The 19,036-nt window shown below is 65.2% G+C and carries 7 protein-coding genes; 2 read left to right on the top strand and 5 right to left on the bottom strand.

Annotated features, from left to right (window positions below):
• Positions 1-308: 308 nt before the first annotated feature.
• Both AAFG13_RS42445 and AAFG13_RS42440 read left to right on the top strand, forming a co-directional pair.
• Positions 309-1,472: a transporter substrate-binding domain-containing protein gene (locus AAFG13_RS42445; RefSeq protein WP_212310842.1), complete on the top strand. Its 1,164-nt coding sequence runs from the start codon at positions 309-311 to the stop codon at positions 1,470-1,472.
• Entirely contained in the window at positions 1,469-2,056 is a 588-nt protein-coding gene (locus tag AAFG13_RS42440) for an ANTAR domain-containing protein (RefSeq protein WP_342710702.1), read from the top strand. Before AAFG13_RS42445 ends, AAFG13_RS42440 begins: the two co-directional genes overlap by 4 nt.
• Positions 2,057-2,161: 105 nt before the next feature.
• On the opposite strand, the gene AAFG13_RS42435 is transcribed toward AAFG13_RS42440, so the two are convergent.
• From AAFG13_RS42435 to AAFG13_RS42415, 5 genes are all read right to left on the bottom strand, one after another.
• Positions 2,162-14,110, bottom strand: coding sequence for a filamentous haemagglutinin family protein (locus tag AAFG13_RS42435; protein ID WP_342710701.1), 11,949 nt, complete (start codon positions 14,108-14,110; stop codon positions 2,162-2,164).
• Positions 14,111-14,253: 143 nt separating this feature from the next.
• Positions 14,254-15,249 (bottom strand): FecR domain-containing protein, encoded by a 996-nt coding sequence (locus tag AAFG13_RS42430; RefSeq protein WP_342710700.1) that lies wholly within the window; start codon positions 15,247-15,249, stop codon positions 14,254-14,256.
• Between the two features lie 94 nt (positions 15,250-15,343).
• Complete coding sequence (locus tag AAFG13_RS42425; protein WP_342710699.1) at positions 15,344-15,847, bottom strand: RNA polymerase sigma factor; 504 nt, start codon at positions 15,845-15,847, stop codon at positions 15,344-15,346.
• A 10-nt stretch (positions 15,848-15,857) separates the two neighbouring features.
• Positions 15,858-16,658 (bottom strand): TonB C-terminal domain-containing protein, encoded by an 801-nt coding sequence (locus tag AAFG13_RS42420; RefSeq protein ID WP_342710698.1) that lies wholly within the window; start codon positions 16,656-16,658, stop codon positions 15,858-15,860.
• 78 nt (positions 16,659-16,736) lie between these two features.
• Positions 16,737-19,025, bottom strand: coding sequence for a VWA domain-containing protein (locus AAFG13_RS42415; protein WP_342710697.1), 2,289 nt, complete (start codon positions 19,023-19,025; stop codon positions 16,737-16,739).
• Positions 19,026-19,036 lie beyond the last annotated feature (11 nt).

Below are 19,036 nucleotides of genomic sequence, written 5' to 3'. Positions count from 1 at the left end.
AGCAAAAAGCCACCCGCCCCTCCAAACGAAGGTGACGAATGGCCCAAATGCCGCGGCTATGAACTATCGCGTGGGTCCGGGATCGAACGGAGCACTCTGCGCGGCGATCGGGACGTCATCGGCCAAATCGACGCACGCAAGGTTCGACAGGAAGCCCTGTAGGAGAAAATTCTAAGGAGATGTGCAGCGCGTTGTCAACGACGCTGGCTGCACAAATTTCGCGAGGTGCTGCGCAGCAAATCGGCATGACCACTTGCACCGGCCTCTGCGAAGATGGTTTCCTGCATGAGTTGCACTGAAAGTCGTCGATGACAAAGCCGTCCATTCCCGTTGGCATTATCTGCTCGCAGCACGGGCCCTATCAGGCCATGGGGCGCGAGATCCTGAAGAGCGCCATGATGGCGGTCGACGAGATCAACGAGCAGGACGAGTTCGACTTCGCGATATCGGCGCATGTCCGCGATCCCCGCGGCGTCATTTCGGAATATCATACGGTCTGCGACGATCTCATTCGCAATGTCGGGGTCGAGCACATCATCGGCTGCTACACTTCGGCTTCCCGCAAACAGGTGCTTCCGATCGTCGAGCGCACCGACCGCCTGCTCTGGTATCCGGCACGCTACGAGGGGTTCGAATGCTCCGACAACGTCATCTATGTCGGCGCCTCGCCCAATCACAACGTGCTGCCGCTGGTGCGCTACGTGCTCGACAATCTGTCGCGCGAGATCTTCTGCGTCGGCTCCAACTATGTCTGGACCTGGGAAACCAATCGCGTCACCCGCGAGCTGGTGACGGCGGCGCGGGGACGGATTCTCGCGGAACGCCTGCTCGAGCTCGGTGAAAGCGCGGTCACGCATATCGTCGACGAGATCGTGCGGCGCAGGCCGCCGGTTGTCTTCAACACGCTGGTCGGCAGTTCGAGTTATGATTTCATCCGTGCGTTTCATGCCGCGACCACCGCGGCGGGTCTCGACATCCCGATGCTGAGCTGCAGCCTGTGTGAGCCCGAGCTCAAGATCGCAGGTCCCGCATCGGCCGGCTGCATCACATCGTCGGCCTATTTCGAAAGCATTCGCCTGCCCGAGAACCAGGCCTTCGTCGCGCGCTGGAAGGCACGTCACGGCGAGCACAGCAGCCCGTCGGTGGACGGGCAATCCGCCTATGTCGCGGTCTATCTGCTGGCCCGCGCGCTACAACGCGCCGGCACGTCCGATATCGGTGAGGTGCGGCGCGCCGCGGCCGGCCACCGCTACAATTCGCCGCAAGGCCCGGTCTGGATCGACGGCAGCAACAACCACTGCGTCTTGACGCCGCGGCTCGCCGTCTCCAACGCCGACGGACAGTTTGACATCTTCTGGGAAGCTGAAGCTCCGGTTAAACCGGATCCCTATCTGACGCAGCTCGACATCGCCGCCGGCCCCGCAAGGGATGGAACGTTGCCGAATGCGCCGCATTTGCGGGTTGTGAAATGAGCAAGCCGTCGTCATTTTCGCTGCGCGGGCGCAAGGCGCTCGTCGCCATCAAGGACGAGCGTGACGCCACCATCGTCAGGCGCCAGTTCGAGCGTCTCGGGATCGACATCGTCACATGGGATGGCGGCGGCAAAATCGACTGCCGGCCGGACGTGACGCTGATCGACGACGAATTCCTGCCGCTCACCTCGCCGGCGCAGCGCGCGGCGCTTGGGCGAAGCCCGGTCATCGCCCTGCTCGGCACCGAGACGCCGAGCCGCCTGAAGCTGGTGCTCGACCTCGATCCGGCCTCGTTCCTGGTCAAGCCGCTGCGCTCGGCCGGCATCTATGCCGCACTGGTCCTCGCCTTCGAGCGAAGCGAGCGCACCAACGAGCTGAAGCAGCAGGTGCTCAAACTCGAACAGCGTCTTCGATCCCGCCGCGTCGTGCTCGCCGCCGTCCTCCAGGTCATGCACACGCACGCACTCGCCGAGCCGGCCGCCTTTGCGCTGATCCGGCGCGCCGCCATGGAGCAGCGCAAGACGATCGAGGAGCTCTCGGCCGAGATCACGGCAAACGGCTCCCTGCCCCGCGCGGCGGGCTAGACCAGCATCGCTCAAGCCAAGTCGCAGCGGCCGCCGCGCAGGCTGGATTCTTGTCTTGACGCGTTTTCTTCACGCGAACCGGTACCCACTTCGCTCGAAAACGCTCTAGTTCACGACCTGACGGCGCTCATCCGGCGTCAGCTTCTTCATCTGCTCCGCGGTCAATTGGCCATCGCCGATCAATTGGAATGCGCTGTTCGGGTCGTATCGGCTTTGCTTGTCGTTGCTGCGCCGCTTTTGATCATCGCTGCCGTCGCCGCCGCCATAGCCGAGCACTTCGACGATGATGACGGAGGGCTGCTCGTTCGCCTGCGGCGGCGGCACGGCCGCCTGCTTGGCAGCGGCGCCCGCCGTGTTCGAGGCTTCGCTCAAGGCGCCCATGTTGGGCGCCTGCACCTGCGGCACACCGATCACGCCACCCTGCGCCTGAATGTTGGCGGCGTTGACGATATGCAATGCAGCGATGTTGACGAAGCTCGACGCGCGGATTCCGGCTTCGCCCGCATCGACGGTGCCGAGCGGCGCGATCAGATCGACGGTTCCGCGCGCCACCTCAGGGATCGGTTGCAATGTTGCGATACCGGCGCCGCTGGACGGCGTCACAGGCGATATCGTGATGTTGCCGTAGTTGTCGTAGGTGCGTTTGGGCGGCGTATAGATCACCGTGGTCTTGGCGCCGCGGCCGGCATTGATGTCGCCCTCCGCCGCCCAGATGACGATATTGCCGCCGAACGTGGTCATGATGCGCGACAGGCCCATCAGCACGCTGTTCTGCGAATAGATCTGGATGTTGCCCGCGCCTTGCGTGATGAGGCCCGCATCGGCGCCCGGCAGCAGGCCTTCGGTGCCGATCGTGACGCCACCGCCCGGTGTCAGGAACTGGATGTCGCCACCGAAATCGGTGTGAACAAAGCCGCTTTGAATGGCGTAATTCGGCTTGCCCGGCGTACCGGCCGTCGCGGTGAAGATCGTGATGTCGCCACGATAGGCGGCATCATTCGGGAACAGCGCGGCGATCGCCTCCCGCCCGCGCAAATAGGAGCCGGCGCGCGGGCCGCCGACTTCGTTGTACTCGCGCCCACCCGCGGTCAGCTCGGCGTAGTAAACCTGGCGCAGGAAGACGCGCTGCTGCGCATCCGGCAGCGTGAGGAAGTAGCCGAGCGCATCGGCCTTGGCCCCACTGTAACCGGTGCGTTGCTTCAGCCAATCGTAGAGCTCGTCTCCATAGGTCTTGGCCACCTTGCCGGGCTGGTCGGCGATCGGCCCCGCGCCCGCAAGATTGTGTGGATCAAGATAGAGCTTGGCAAAGCCGGACCAGTCCACCTGTCCGATGCCGATCTCGCCCGCACCGACGCCGGCCTGCATGACGACACCAGCGCCGGGCCGGTTGTCGCCGGCGGCAAGCGCTCCGATGCTTTCGACCGTCGCCGTTGACCCCTGGTAGATATTCCCAGCGGCCGTGATTTCGAGCGTGCCCGGGCCGGCAATCGCCCAGCCTCCCTTCGCCGCGGACTGGAGTCCCCGCCAGCCTGCATAGATGATGCTGCCGCCGGCCGCGATCGTCGACACATCGTTCTGATCGCTGTGCAGGATCAGGCCTGTCGTATCGACGATGTCACCACCCGCAAGCATCTGCAGCGGCCTTGCTGCCTGATAAGTCACGCTGTAGACGCTCGCGCCAGCGACGAACTGGCTTGTTGTCAGAATCCGGCCATAGGTGACGCTCGTGATATCGCCGTTCACCGCATAGATGCGCGACAGATCGCGCTGGGCCGGCACGACCCTGTCCTTCACCGTGTTCGCATCGAAGACGAAGGGCTGTCCGCCGGTGTCGTAAGAATAAACGGTTTGCGCGCCGTTGATTTGATCGCTTAGCGCATTGTAGTCGGCCCAGTAATTGGACGCAGTGATACTCAGTCCATTCGTCAAGCTCGCCCAGCCGGGCCTGAACGGCGTTGCCAGAGCCGACGTCGGGGTCGTCAGGAGACCGGTCTCGAGTGTGTTGCCGAAGATCGATCCTTGCGCGAGAACCTCGAACGCACCGTTCGGTGACGGCAGCAGCATTCCCCCGCCAAGGCCGTAGATGTTTCCGTTCGCGGCGACCGCCCGCACGATCGAGGGCAGGAAGCGCGAGATGGCCGAGCCGCTACCCGGCGAGAGCGAACCACCGGCGGCCATCATGTTGAGTGCGGTGGTCCCCCCGGTCCACAGCGTGAACCAGCTCGCTCCCTCATCGCCATTGCCGGCGGCGGTGAGACCGGTGGTGCCGACGCGCCCCGGATCGAGAATGGTTCCCACCGCCAGGTCGCCACGCGCGCGGATATCGATCGCACTGTCGCCCGGCGCGAAATCGCCACCACTCAGCGTGGTCATGGAATAGGGTATCAGCGGGTTGATCGGCCGTGGATCCGACCCGCCATCGACCCGAACGTTTGACGCGGTGAGGCTGCCGAAGTCTCCCGTGGCGATATCCATCCGTCCACGCAGATCGACGAACTGATTGCCGCCGGTGCCGATCTCGCCGGCCTTCACCGACAGCGTGCCGCCACCGGTCTGCACAAGGCTGCCGTCGGCCATCACACGGCCGCTGCCGCCAACGGCGATGACGACGCCCCGGCCTGCGTCACCCATCGTGCCCCCGGCTTGCACCGTGACATTGCCACCACCGAGCGTGCCGAGCCCGGAGAAAGCGGAGAGATTCAAGGCCAGCGTGCCGTTGTTGAGCGCCGGATCAAACGTATAGCTACCGAAATTGACGCCCCAGGCGGTTCGCTGGCCGATCTCCGAGCCACCCTGACGCCACAGCCAGGACCCGATCTCGGTCGTGCGCTTCGACAGTGTTCCCTTGACGTCGCCTTGCGCGACAAGCAGGAAATCGCCGCCATGTTCGGGGTAATACATCCGCTCCGCGCCGAGCGTCGCCTGATAGGCTGCGTTTGCTGAACCAAGCACCGTGCCGTCGGACAACGTGCCTCGGCCGACATTGTAAGGCTCGTTCGCTGCGGTACCGGTCCCCAAGATGGCGGTGCCGGCCGTGTAAACGCCAAACGGTGTCTGTTGATCGTAATTGCCGCCGGCCAGAATTTCGAGATCGCCCGTCCCGGTCCGCACGACGCTGACGCCTGATGTCGTCGGCTTGTTGATCGTGATGTTGAACGGATCACTCAACACGACATTGCCCGAACCGGCGAGCGCGGGCGCCGTCTGCAACATGCGGCTGTCGGGGCTGGCAAGATCGGCGCCGCCCACAAGGCGCATCGACCAGGATTGCGTTCCCGGAGCGAGCATCGGGGAGATCGCCCAGATCTCGCGATCGCCCGGCCCGGTCAGATTGACGTTCGTCATCCCGGCCGGCAGCATCGTGCCCTTTGCCAGAGGCGTATCGGCAGTGAACGTGTACCCAAGAAACAGGTAAAGGCTGGCCCCCGCCGGCAGCTTCACAGGCTGAAGAACCAGATTGTTGGAAAGGGCAGAGTTGATGAAGACCGGCCCGGTAAAATAAACGCCTTTTTCGAATACGGTGCCGGCCGGAAATACTGTGCCAGTCAAAAGCGTATCACCGGGATTGTAGGTTTTTCCCGGCGTGATGATACGCCCGCCATTCAGCTTCCTGGTCTGAACGTTGGCTCCTTTCACAGTGAAGTCCTGCGATAAGGTAATCGCGACAGGGAGCGGATTTGCGGCGTTCGGGCTCTGTCTGACCCTTCCGTCGGTGAGATTCAGCTCCATGTTGATTGTGCCGTTGCTCGGAATGGCCGAACCGCTGCCGAGGACGACACCATCGGTCCGAACGGTGTAGGCGGCCGGCAGCGTGCCGGAAGCAATCACGGTCACCGCGTCAGGCGACGCCGGCGGCGGTGCGAAGCCGTCCGTGATGCTGCCGTTGATCTTGAGATCGCTGGCGGCACGGACCACAAGCACGCCCGGCTCGCCGGAGCCGCGCACGACCGGATCGGCGTTTGGTCCATAGCGGTAGCCGGAGAAATCGAGATCGCCCTTCGTCGACAGATCACCGCTTGAGGTGATGGCAACGCCGGGCCGCAGATGGAAGGCAGAACCATAGGCCGCAAGCCCGGCCAGGCGGTTCTGCAAGTCGCCATTCTGGAGCGCTGCGTTGATGAATGCCGTACTGTCGTCGTGCAGACCATCGAGATAGGCCTGATCGATGACGCTGCCGCCCGGAAGGTCGTAGGTGCGGAAGCCGTTCATCGCAATGCTGCCGGCGCCGCGAATATTGAGCTGCCCGCGCGCGTCGATTGCGATATCGCTGGCGCCGGCACCATCTCCGCCGGTGCCGCCGCGGCGCGGCGCGTTGAGCTCGAGCCTGCCGCGCTGCACGCCATCCGGCGACGTCATGTCGATGGTCGCGCCCGCGGCCAGCGTCATGGTGCCGTGCGTGGTGGTGAGTTCGACATGCGCGGTGTTGTTGGCTTCGATCGGCGCGCCGTAGCTGTCGATCCAAAGCACATTGCCATGGACGTCGAGCACGGCATTCGAGGTGAGCCTGAGATCGTCGCGCGCGGACAGGCGGATGGTGCCGGGCTTCGCCCCGCTCGCGTCGATCCTGCCCGCGACGGTGAGGCTGCCTTGATCGACCGAGACCGCCACATAGCGCGCCTTCACGCCATCGCCGACGACTAGGCTGCCTTGGCGGAGATCGAAGCTGCGGGCGCCGAAGAAACCGGCATCGTTGAGCTTGGCATTCAACGCGGCGAAATCGCCGAAATTCTGCGCTGCGACCGTGAACTGGCCGCTGTCGTAATCGCCCGTCGACGATCCCTTGAGCGTGCCGGCGAACCAAACCTGGCCATGTGCGGCGTCGATCGCCTTGGCCGCGATCGAGCCCGCCGCATTGTTCACGGCCGAGACATCGATCACCGAACCCGCATTCTGGACGATATTGCCGTTGGCGGAGTTCAGGATGAGATCGCCGCCCCAGCTGTACTTGGTGACGTCGAAGAAGGCGATGCCGCGGCCCGACAGGTCGACGGTGGCGTTTGCGCCGAGCACGACGTCGTGCGTCGCATTCAGCGTCAGCTTGCCGGACGGCAAGGCGAATGCGGTGTCGGCAAATACACTGTCTCCGGTGAAGGAGAGCGTGCCGCCGAGATCCGTCACGCCACGCGTGTCGGCGGGCACGGCCCCCACTGGTGCGACCAGACGCAAGGCCGCGCCCGCGCTGACGTCGAGCGTAGCCCCGCCGCTCGCCGTGATCAGCGGGGCCGCAATGGTGAGCGCACCGCCCTGCAACGCGCCGGTGCTGTCCTGGCTGAGCCCCACCTTCAGCGTGCCGTTGCTGTTCGCGGTGATGCGCTTCGTAGCCGTCAACGTGACATCGGAGAAGCCAAGCGCAATGCGGTTCAGCGCTGCGCCATCGGTCGGCTTGCTCAGCGAGGCGTCGTAGCCGAACAGAATCTCGCTGGCAGTGATGGCGAGATGCCCCGATCCCGTGCCGGGCCCGCCGGGCAGGATAGTGGCTGGCGTCTGGCTGCCGTAAGGGCTCGTCGTGCTGCCGTTGCCCGTGCGAATGCCGTTCCAGACCAGCGTGTCGGCTGTGATGCCGGCGGTGTCGCCCGCGGAGCCGAGGCCATATATCGCCGGTGTATTGAGAACGAATTTGAGGGAATCGGAGGAGGCGCCGCCCCGGCGCGTGGCGTCGAGGTCGACACTGCCGATCAGATTGAAGGCGCCGCTTGCCGTGATGATGAGTTGCTCGAGCGTCGGGCTGCCGGCAGTCGTCGACGGCCGCAGCAGCTTGTCGAGCACACTCTGGGTGAGATTCCAGCCCGACGGCAGTTGGCCTGCGGCCTGCGCCGCGGCAAGCGCGGCCGCGGTGCCGACATTGATCTGCTCCTGCGTGACGTTGAGGTAACGCGCGCCGAAATTGACGTCACCCATCGAGAGCCCGCCCGGCGCAGCCAGCACCACGCTGCCGTCCGTGAGCAACGAGGCACCGCTCGCGATGCTGATGTTGCCGGGCCCGACGGCATCCAGGAATTGGAACCGGCCATTGGCGACAGCGAGCACAGCCGGACTATAGGCAGGGTTTGCGGTGGAGTCGGGAGATATGTTGGCGTAGAAGTAGCCCAACGTGGAATCGATTACGTTGCTGCTCAGTCCGCGCGTGTCGATGGTCGCGCCGCCCGCCATGTTGACCGTCTTGCCGATCAGGAACACCTGGCCCGCACGTATCGTGGCGCCATCGAGCAGGTTGACGGCCGTGGTCGCGCCTCCGTCAAAATAAATGTTGGCACCGGCCCCGGGATTATCGACCTCGGAGTACACGCTCGCGCCGCCCAGCAACACCGTCGATGCCTTGAAGGCATTGATGTCGTCGCTCGAAATTGACGTATGACCCGCTATCGATGCGGTCCCCGGCGCCGTGATGTCGAGCACGCCGTAACCCGATGAATCGCGCGGCCTGATGACCAGCGTGCCGTCAACGCCGCCTTTGGCGCCGTCGAACAGCGCGGTGCCGGCGAAGGACAGCGATTTCGTATTGTCCGGCGACGGGAAGAGATTGAATACGAGGACCTTGCCGTCTTCCGGCAGACGATACCGGAAGCCACCGAACTGGGCGGCCCGCGCGCGCTCGAAATCGGCATAGCCGGTCTCGTTATACTGCGAATAGAGCCGCGTGGTCTGGCCGGAGGTCAGGATCACCCGCGTCGGCAGCGTGTCCCTGATTCCGGCGTTGGCAACGCCGAGATAGCCGGACGTGACCACCGAGCCATTGCCCGCGGTCACGGGCGCCATCATGATCTTTCCAGTCGCGCCGAGCTCGACGCGATAACCGCCAGGCAACAGCGCGTAGCTCGAGGGGAGCAGCGTATAGGTGCCCGCGGGCAATCCTGGCGCACCCGAAGGAAGCGTGATCTGCTGGCCGATCGCCGGATCACCGGCGCCATTGGATGCGATCACCGGCGCGTAGTCGGCGGCGTAGCCAGGCAGGATGGCGTAGACCTTGTTGCCCGCGGCGCTGTAGCTGTTGACCGGATTGGCGTTGACGAGCGCGGTCTTCAACACATCGACCGAACCGCCACGGCCGGAGATGAAGCCCGCGCCGGTGAGCGTGCCGCCGCCGGAGAGATCGAGCACCGAGCCCGGCTCACCCACAACGGATGCGGCATTGATCGAAACGCCACTGGCGATCCTTACATTGCTCGAATGATCGTCATAGAACGCGCTCGCCAGATTGTGCAGCGTGCCGTCCGCGCCTTGATAGGTGATGCCATCCGAGGTGCCGCCAAACGGCATGATCAAGCCGGCTGCGCTCGTGGAGGTGATGCTTCCGCTGCGAAAGACGATCCGCGCGTTGGATGGCCCGGTATCACTGTTGAGCCAAATGCGCCCCAGCGGCGCGCGAAGCACGCCACCCTGGTCGATATTGCCGGCAACAAAAATCAGGTCGCCGAACACCGAAGCCGGTACCGCCGGCGTCTGGTCGTCGTTGCGGCGGATGACGAGACGGGCGTCCGGATCATAGGCGACATTTGCTCCATTCGGACGGAGCCCAACCGCGATCGTGGCAACCGCGCCGCTCAACGGATAGATCTGGTCGGCGGTCAGCGCGAGATTCTCGACATCGAGCCCGCCATTGCCGAACCGGATATCGCCACTGCTCTGCAACGCGACCTGATGAAAGCCGCGGGCATCGAACGGAATGCTGACAGGACGTCTGAGACCGAGATCTAGCGCCCCACTGCCCTGCGAGCCAGTAGCTCCGAACAGGACAGAGCCGTAAACGTCGATCAAGTTGCCTGCGACGGTGAAGCTGCCGCCCACGGCCTGGTTCCGGACGTGAAGATCGTTGATCCCGGGAGCATAGCCCACGGCCGTCTGCGCATCTGCGGCGTTGTAGACGCCATCAAGACGGACATAAGGCGCGGACAGATGAATTGTGCTGTTTGGCGTGTCCGACGCCGCGGCGATGACGCCGCTCGAAAGCCGAAGAGTACGCGACAGGCTGAGGTCCACATTGCCGTCGAAGACGAGCAGATCGCGCGTATAGAGCGCGAGCGAGCCGAAACCGCCCTTCTCGACCTGGTTGACACCAATGACTGTCCGCCCGAACTGCAGAGCCGGATCGGCCTGACCGGGCGACAGATCAGTGTTTAGACCGCTGCCCGCAGCGTTTTGCACGAGCGTGATATCGCGCGACCTCTGGAACGCCTCAGGCAGATCGCCGCCGGCGTAGGGCGCATTTGCATTCGGCTGCCCGACGATATAGCCGCGCCACGACATGGTCAGGTTCAGCGCGCCGCCCGACGCGCCGCTGCCGCCTGCCGCTGCGCGCAAGGTGCCGTCGAGCACCATACCGAAGCTGGAATAGAGCGAGATCGTCCCGCCATCGCTCGCGGCGAGCGTCGGGATGTAGCCGTTGCCGCTCTGGACATCGACCACCGCGGAGGTGCCCGACGCGTCGATGAGCGCGCCCGGACGAACGATCACGAAGGCATCGCTGACGACGGGATATTTGGGATCCAACGCCCCCGTGCCGCCGATGCGGATCGTGCCGCCGTCCGGCACAGCTGCATAGGAGATCCCGCGGTCGTCGCGTCCCACCGCATCACGCGCGGAAACATCCAGCACCGCATCATCGCCGATCCAGAACGAACGTGTCAGGCCGAACTCGCCGTAACCCATGTTGTAGCGGGTGTCGCCGGGGGCGTCCTGCAGGCTCGTGATCAGGATATTGCCGGCGGGTGCTCTGATCGCACCATCGATGACAGTCTGCCGATTGGCGAAGATCGAGACCGAACGCCCCGGATCGACGTTGATCGACGCGCCCTTCGCCAGCGTGAAATCATGCAGGCTCCAGAAGGTCAGATCGGCGCCGACGCGCTGCGTGGCGCTGCGCGTGAAGGAATTGATCGTGAATTTGGGAGGCGTCCAGAGGTCCGCGGCCTCCGTGACGAGGCTCCCGCTGGGCGTGATGAAGCTGCGCGGGGTGAAGCGATAGACCGGCACCTCGGCGTCCACACGGGCGCCTTCGCCGATCCGGATGCCCGTGTTGCTGCTGATGTTGTAGGCCGTGAAGCCGGACTGGAAGATCGCCGGATCGAGCACCAGCGCATCGGCCACGGCTTCGCCGATCGAGATCTCCTGGCCGGCGTTCAGCGTCAGCGTGCCACCGCCACCGAAGCCGTAAGCGCGAATGGTGCCGTCGAGGATGAGCGGATTGGTGAAGAACTGCGTCCAGGCTAGATGCGAATAGTCATTGGCGACGAGACTGACATTGCCGCCCTTGCCGCCCTGTGTCTTGCCATTCACCAGGATGGCGCCCCCCGACGACACATCGATGAGCGACCCGCTCGCAAGCGTGATGCCGCCTGTGGTCGAAACGGTGAAATTGCCGCCATCCAGATGCGCCCGGCCGGATCCATCGGTTCCGGTCAGCTCGTTGCTCCACAACCCGCTGAGATCGACGGCGACATTCTGGCCGATCGTGACCTGCGCCTTGCCGTTCGCATCGTTGAGCGCCCACCATAGCTCGTTCTGCCCCTGACCGAACACGGCATGCATGAGATTGGTCAGCGTCACGCTGCCACCATGCGCCGTTACGTTCGCACCGATCTCGACATGCGGTGCGATGAAGGTCACCTGCGCGCCAGGAGCAAGCTCGAGCGGCGCCTCGACGAGGATGTCCTTGCTGCTCGCAACACTGAGACCGCCCAGCCTCGCGGCATTGAGTGCGTCCGAATTGAACAATGCGGTCCCGATGCGATCGTCGGGCAGGACCGACGTGGCATTCAGCGCATCGGTAATCTCGGGCGCTCGGCCGAAGATCACCTGCGCGGCGGATGCACTGGTGAGGCCAAGCCCCGAATAGCCACCGAGTGCGAGCTTGCCCTGGAGCGGCGCGACGTTCTGAGACAGCTTGTAGCCGTCGGTGGTGCCGTCCGGCCGCGCCGTCGTCTGGCGTGAGCCGGTGACGACATCAGCGACGATATCAGCTTCGAACACTGCCGTCGGCGTGGACAGGACGAGAGAGCCGGCGTCACGGCCGATGGTGTAGCCGTCCTCCCAGCGGGTGGTCACGCGGCCCTTGCCGAACGGGCTGGTCCAGACCTCGGTCAGATTCGGTGCAACCTTGCCGCCGAGCTTGTGCTCGCGAATGAAGCCCGCGCCGAAGCCGTAGAACTGCATATCGGCGCGTGCCTGGTTGACGCTGTAGAGACGGCCGTCCGCGCCAAGGAAATTGGTGGTGCGGATGTAGCCGCCCTGATAGCTGATCGAGCCGCCGGAGACGTCGAACACCGCCCCCTGCTGCGCGACGACTTCCTGCGCCGACAGCGTGACGGTACCGCCGACCGCGGCCCACTCGCCGATCCGGTGGGCGGTATTGGCGAGATATCCCGAGACCTCGAGCAGGCCACCCGGCGTATAGTAGCGGTCGGTCGCATAGCCACCGGTGCCCGCCGGCACCAGCACCAGATCGCGCGCGTCGATCCAGACGTCCGCGTTCTTCAGATTGTCCCGATCACGATTGGCGGGCGAGTCGCGCAGCTCGTTGCCTTGCACGTTGATCAGGAGGTTGTTGGTCGACATCGGCAGCAGCACGCCGCGCACGCCCGAGACGTCGATGATCGACCCGCTCTCGGCGAAGACGCGGCGGCCGGCGCTGACCGCCACCTGGCCGCCTTGCGCCTGCGTGGTCGAGCCGTCCTTGAAGTTGACGCTGCCGCCGCTGACGATCTCGATACGTCCCTGGTCGAGCCGGTCGGCGAGCTGCGAAAGATTATCGAACTGGGCGTTGGCGACCGGGGCGTGGGTGAAGGCCTTGGAATCGGCGACCAACTGGCCGCGTTGGCTGTCGAGCGCGGTGTCGCTGCTGTTGAGCTCGGGCAGGATCGCGGTCAGGCTGCCACTGGCGAGCGTGATGCTGCCCGCGGCATCGGACGCTGCGTTCAGGAGATGGATGGTGCCGCGGGTGTTGACCGAGGTCGTAGCGACAAGCACCCCGTCCTGGGTGATGCCGCGGCCTGCAAGCGTGATGTCGCCTTGCTGGGCGAAGATCAGGCCGGAATTGCCGACAGCCGCGATCGCGTCGCGCACGATCGGCGAGATTTCGTTGCCGCGTGTGGTCGAGGCCTGGTTGGCATCCGTGCTGTAACCCGGCCGCAGCAGAAAGTCGTTGCCGGCGGCGAGCTGCACCTGGCCTCGCGGTGCGCTGATCGATCCGGCATTGCTGACCTCGGTTCCCATCAGCAGGACGAAGCCGCCACCCTGCGTCACCGAGGACGGCGCGTTGGTCGAGATCAGCGCGCCGGCCTCGACCCTCACCGCGCCGCGGGCATCGGTGAAGCTCGGCACGTATTGGCCACTCGCCTGCTGCGAGTAGATGCCATTGCGCAGGAACTGGGTGTCGGTGATGTTGGCGGTCGAGGCGATCAGCGAGCCGACATTCACCTGGCTCGCACCGCCGAAGATGATGCCGTTCTGGTTGATCACATAGACCGAGCCGTCCGCCTTGATGTTGCCGAGAATCTGGCTCGGCGCCGTGCTGCCGACGACGCGGTTGAGCGCCACCCAGTTCGCATGGCCTTGCTGGTCGAAGGTCAGCGTAGTGCGCGCGCCGACGTTGAATGAATTCCAGTTGAGGATCGCCTGCGCCCTGGTCTGCGCGATGCCGACCTGGGTCTGGCCGGTGGCGTCGATCGCCTGCGTCGGCGCATTCGCGCCCTGCCACCCCGGCGCCACCTGCAGGCCGCCGGGCGCAAGGCCGTTGGGCACCGCGACCTGCGGCAGCGTCACCGAACGCTGCGAGGTCTGCGCCGCGGCGCGCGCCGCGTTCTGCAGGCCCTGGATCGCCTGGATGGCGCGCGTGGCCCGCGCCATCGCATCCTGGCCTTGCTTGGCGGCTGCTGCCGCGTCCTGCGCTGCCGACTGCGACGCCGCCATCGCCGCGGCTGACGGTGACACCGTCCAGCTCGATCCAAACGGGCGCGCGACCACCGGCGTATTGGCGAGAAGTGCCACGACGCTGACGCTGCCAAACAATGCAGTGCGAACGGGCGCGCGGGTGAGAGACCTGGAGAGGCGGGGAACCATGGAATCGCTTTCTTGCGCCGGGCGACGACAGCCGAAGATTTCGCGTCTCAGCGCCAGCACCGAGACCCTCGCGGCTGTGACGATCCCGAATGGGCCGACCCGCACGCCGGATGCGAAATTTTTTGCAAGCCGCCCGAGCTTCCTCAGCTCAGCAGCACAATGCCGCCGGGAAGCGTTTTGGCTTTCACGCCAAAGGCTTGTTCGAGCTGCAGGAGAACCTCGTCGATCCGATCGATATGGAAGCGGCCGTTGATCAGATGGGCGTTCAGCTCGGCATTGACGATGAAGATCCGGCCCGACCGGTACCGGTTCACCTCCTCCACCACCTTGGGCAGGGGCGTGTAGCGGAAGATCAGCAATCCCTCTTGCCAGGCCGCCTCGACGGCCGGATCGATCGCGACGATGTCGCTCATGCGCCTCTCGTCATAGGCGATCTGTTGCCTTTCACGAACAATACGGGCGTTTCCCTGATGCTCGACGCGAACCTCGCCGCCGAGACAGGTGACGCGCACCTCGGCTCCGAGGTAGCGCACGTCGAACGAGGCTTGCGTTGCCACCGTTTGACCACTGGAGGCGATCACTGTCACCGGTCTTGACTGCTGCTGGGCCGTCGCGACCGATGCCTGCCCCGTGATCAGCTCGATGCGGCTGGTGTCACCATGGTCCGGGCGCAGCGCGATGCTGGTTCGTGTGTCGAGGTTGATCGACACATTGTCGTTCAATGCGAGCTTGCGCTGCTCTCCCGTACCTGTCCGGTAGTCGGCCGCAAGCTCGGACCATGACGGCCAGAGCTCGAGCGGGGGACGCAGCGTCACCGCTCCGACGGCGGCAGCGGCGGTCGCAAGCCCGCCGGCGAGCACCAGCCTGCGGGTCATCACGCGCTTCGCTTCGCCATCAAGCAACATGCCCAGCGACGCGGGGTCATACCGGAGGTTATGGCCGGCTTTGCCAACCGTCTCCCAAAGCTTGCTAGCCTTGGCAAAGGCAATCGCATGGGCAGCGCTCTGCTGGCGCCACAGCTGGAATGCCTCGGCGTCCTCGACTGTCGCGTCTCCGGACGTCAAGCGCCTCACCCAGGCATGTGCCTCCCGCTCCATCGCGCCGAGCCCTATCGTCGATTTGCCGCCTTCGTACGTCATGCGGACTTGCCTCGCCGCGCACGCAAACGGCAGCCTCCGCGGCCGAACCGTCCGCCTATCCACTTGACGTTCGCGATAGCCATCAACCGCACAACTATTTTCCCAGCTTCAGCGCGCAGTGTTCCTGAGCGAGGCGGAGTTCCTTCTCGACCAGGCGCAACGAGACGCCCAGCCGGCTGGCGATCTCCCGCTGCGGCATTCCCTGAAGCCGCGCGGCCAGCAGGATGACCCGGCGGCGCGGTGTCAGTTCCGCGATCGCCTTCTCCAGGGCCTCGATCTCGAAGCGAGCCTCCGTGATCTGACCCGGCCCGGGCGCATCGTCCACAATATGAAGCAGATCCTGAACCTCATTGCGGGCCAGTCGCCGTTTCTCGGCCCGCTGCCGGTCGATTGCGACGTTAAAGGCCATGCGGAACAGATAGGCGGCCGGGCTTTGCACCGCCCCCGTCACCTCGGCCCGCCCGAGACGCACATAGGTGTCCTGCAACGCATCGCTGGCAAGCTCCGCCGATCCGAGACGGCGGCTCAGCCGCAGCTTGAGATCGTCGTAGCGGGCAGCGAGGAAGCTGCGCAGCATGGTCCGGGTTGCGTCGCTCATCGCAGCACGCTCAATTCACCCCACCGCTGGTCCGGACGGCGTCGATCCCGGCACAGTCCTGCGCCCGTTCCGACGGATGCGCCGCAACGACCATCGTGAGGGGTTGCGAGATGCCGGGCGGCGGCACCTCATTCATTCTCAATCCGCGCAGCGTCGTCTCGATCGCGCTGTCGACGCGGTCATCGCCTGTCTTGCTCAAGAGTCTGGTCTGTTGCACGGATCCAGTTGGAGCGATCCAGAACTGCACGGCGATCCGATAGCGGCCCGGCCGCAGCAACATGTCCCTGCAGAAGGCCTCTCGAACGCGCTCCTGCACCACGGCATAATAGCGGGCGCGAATGACCGGATCGCCTTTTCGCGCATCGACGTCGGGCGTCGTCGGCTGCCCGGCAGCCGGAGCCGAGGGCACGATCACCACGGCATTCTCCGACGTCAGGCGGCCGACAAGGCCGGTGCCATTGAGCAATATCTGTAGGGCTTCAGAAGGCGCGAAGACACCCCTCACCTCGCCTGAGAGCCGGCCAGTCGCAAGCCGCGCATCGTAGAGCACCTCACGCCGCGACGTGGCGCCATAACTTTCCAGTGCGGATGTCAGAGGTTGCGCCGGAATATCGAATGTCAGGCGCGGCGCAGCAGCGATCGGACTCTCCTGCCCCATCGCGACATCGCTGCCCGCGCCCAGCATGTAGACGCAGATCAAAACGCAAAATCGACGAGCGTCTGAGGGGCGCCCTGCCAAGCCCCCCGAAAGATATCCAATGCTCATCGTATCCGCGTCGATTGTTTCCCAAGGGCGGGCGACTGTGTCCAATCTGCAACGTTAGCGTCGAAGTGTGACAGCGGTGCGTAGGCTCATGGAACAGGATCGAGCCTGCTTGGGATGGCAGCACTATTTCTTCAGTTCCGCATAAAGCTGCATCACCCGTTGCGGCAAGACCTCGATACGCGGCACCCGGAGCGCATGGCGCTCGCCGAAAATGCGATCGAGCTGGGGAAATCTGTCCTCACCGATGCCGAAGGCAAAAATATCGGTGCCGCGCCGCCGCAGCTGCTGAGCGGCGCGGCGCGCGTCCTCCACCAGATATTGCGGATCGGGCGCATCGACGTCGGACGGCTCGCCGTCGGTCAGAACCAGCAACACCTTGCGGAATGCGCGTCGTCCCGCGAGGTAGCCCCCGGCGTGGCGCAACGCGGCACCGAGCCGGGTGGAATGGCTGCTGCCAAGGCCCGCGAGACGCGAGCGCACAACGGCGTCCATCGGCTCCTCGAAGCCCTTGATGCGGAGATAGCGCACGCGCTCGCGGCCGTCGGAGCTGAAGCCGTGCACCGCGATCGCGTCATTGGCGGCCTCGACCGCCGTCGCCATGATCGCGGCGGCCTTGCGCTCGACGTCGAGAACCGTCCGGCCGCGACCATCGCGGTCCGCGGTCGATTGCGACAGGTCCAACAGCAGCAGAACGGCAAGATCGCGCGGTCCCGGCGCATCGCGTTGGTAGACCCTGGGCTCGCTGATACTGCCGGCACGGCGCTCGATCGTCAGCGCGATTGCCGCGTCGATGTCGAGCGCGTCGCCGTCGCGCTGGCCCTTGTGTCTGATGCGGCGGCCGATCGAGGCGTCGCGGGTCAACTCGGTGATCCAGCGCATCGCCTCGGCATCCATCGAAGGGTCGAACGGCTGGGCGGATACCGCTGCATCAGCCTCCAGGATCGTGGTCCAGTCCGCCCGCTCGGTGCGCGTCGCATAGTCCCATTCCGGGTAGCTCGCGACCGGAAATCCGTCCAGCAGGGTCACCGCTGCGGCCTTCGCGTGCAGCGTCTCGTCGGAATTTGCGTCGTTGTCGGTGGACTTTCCATCGGCGTCGTCGCGGCGCTCGATCCGTACGGAATCGACTGCAAGTTCGATCGTCTCGGCCGGGCTGTCCGGCTGATCGCCAAAATCCCACAGCGCCAGATTGTCATCGCGATAGGCCGGTTCGACGACGTAGCTCCTGGCGTTGAACTGCAGCCGCATCTGCCCGATGTCGTTGCCGAGCAGCCCGCCGATCTCGCGGCTGATGGCAGGATCAATCCAGCGGTCGGCGGCACCGGCAAACAGAGCCCGCCCCTTGGTCACCCACGCATCCGAATCCTGATAGTCCGGATCGATCAGCGCCCGCGCCAATCGCATCATCAGTCCGGCGGCAGTTGCCTGGCCGCTTGGCGTCGCGCTGTGGAATGGCAACCACAGCCGGCGCAGCCCGGGCATCTCGCGAAGCGCCAGCGTCTCGACCCTGGCATCCTCGATCAGCGAGACCAGCGCGATCTGCAGCGCCTTCAGCCGCCCCACAGGAAAGCGGACGGTGGAGTGCACCAGATGCGCGCCGGCATGCGCGACCGCGGCAAGATAGACGGTGTCCGCCCCCTCGCCCGCGAAGCCGGGAAAGGTCTCCGGGAGCCCGATCAGGCCGGCGGCGAGCGAGGCACGCCGCGGCACCGGCGTCGGTGCAATGGCCAGCCTGCGGAAACGCGGCTTCCTGTTCCACAGCGCGAGCGTGGTTGCGGCGAGGCGCTTTTCCAGCCGTGCAAAATCATCGCCGGTCCGGCCGACCGCGAACAGTCGCACCGAGAGCGGATCGTCGAGCGCGAAATAGGCGCGCCGGCGCGATGCGCGGCCGCCGCTTGCGCGCAAGCCGGCCGAAACCCAGGCGGAAAAGTCGTCGGCCCCGGCGTGCGCGAGCAGCGGTTCCAGCCGGCCGATCGCAAGGCCCACCGATTCCGGGCCTGCATCTGCGAGCTGGCCGAGCGCGGCAAGAACGGCGGTGAGTTCTCCAGCGCCCGCAAGCCGCGGCAGCACTTTGGACAATTCGGTCAGCAAAGCATGGGCTGTGCGGCTTCCGGCGCTGCGGCCGATATCCCCTGCGGCGCGTCCGATCGCGATCAGGTCATCGGTCGATCGCAGCGCCTGCCATTGCTCCGATAGCTTTAGGAAACCCAGAACCACGGCCTGGCCGAGGTTGGCCTCGAACAGGTCGTGCACCGCCTCGTCCCAGGCCGCCAGACGATCGAACGCCCCCATCCGGTGCAAGGCGGCCCGCGCCGCCTGCACCGCCACCGCGATCTCATCGTGGCCGCGCAGGAGCGCCGCAAGCCGGCGCCCGGACCGGAAGCCATCGAGCGAACTGATTTGCGCGACCGCCACCGCCGAGTTTC

It is taken from the genome of Bradyrhizobium sp. B124 (assembly GCF_038967635.1).
Taxonomy (GTDB): domain Bacteria; phylum Pseudomonadota; class Alphaproteobacteria; order Rhizobiales; family Xanthobacteraceae; genus Bradyrhizobium.
This window is presented reverse-complemented; position numbering and strand designations above follow the sequence as displayed.

Bases quoted from the DNA above. Each gene is read 5' to 3' on its own strand.
- AAFG13_RS42425 (WP_342710699.1), bottom strand. From the start codon at position 15,847: ATGAGCGACGCAACCCGGACCATGCTGCGCAGCTTCCTCGCTGCCCGC.
- AAFG13_RS42445 (WP_212310842.1), top strand. From the start codon at position 309: ATGACAAAGCCGTCCATTCCCGTTGGCATTATCTGCTCGCAGCACGGG.
- AAFG13_RS42440 (WP_342710702.1), top strand. From the start codon at position 1,469: ATGAGCAAGCCGTCGTCATTTTCGCTGCGCGGGCGCAAGGCGCTCGTC.
- AAFG13_RS42435 (WP_342710701.1), bottom strand. From the start codon at position 14,110: ATGGTTCCCCGCCTCTCCAGGTCTCTCACCCGCGCGCCCGTTCGCACT.
- AAFG13_RS42430 (WP_342710700.1), bottom strand. From the start codon at position 15,249: ATGACGTACGAAGGCGGCAAATCGACGATAGGGCTCGGCGCGATGGAG.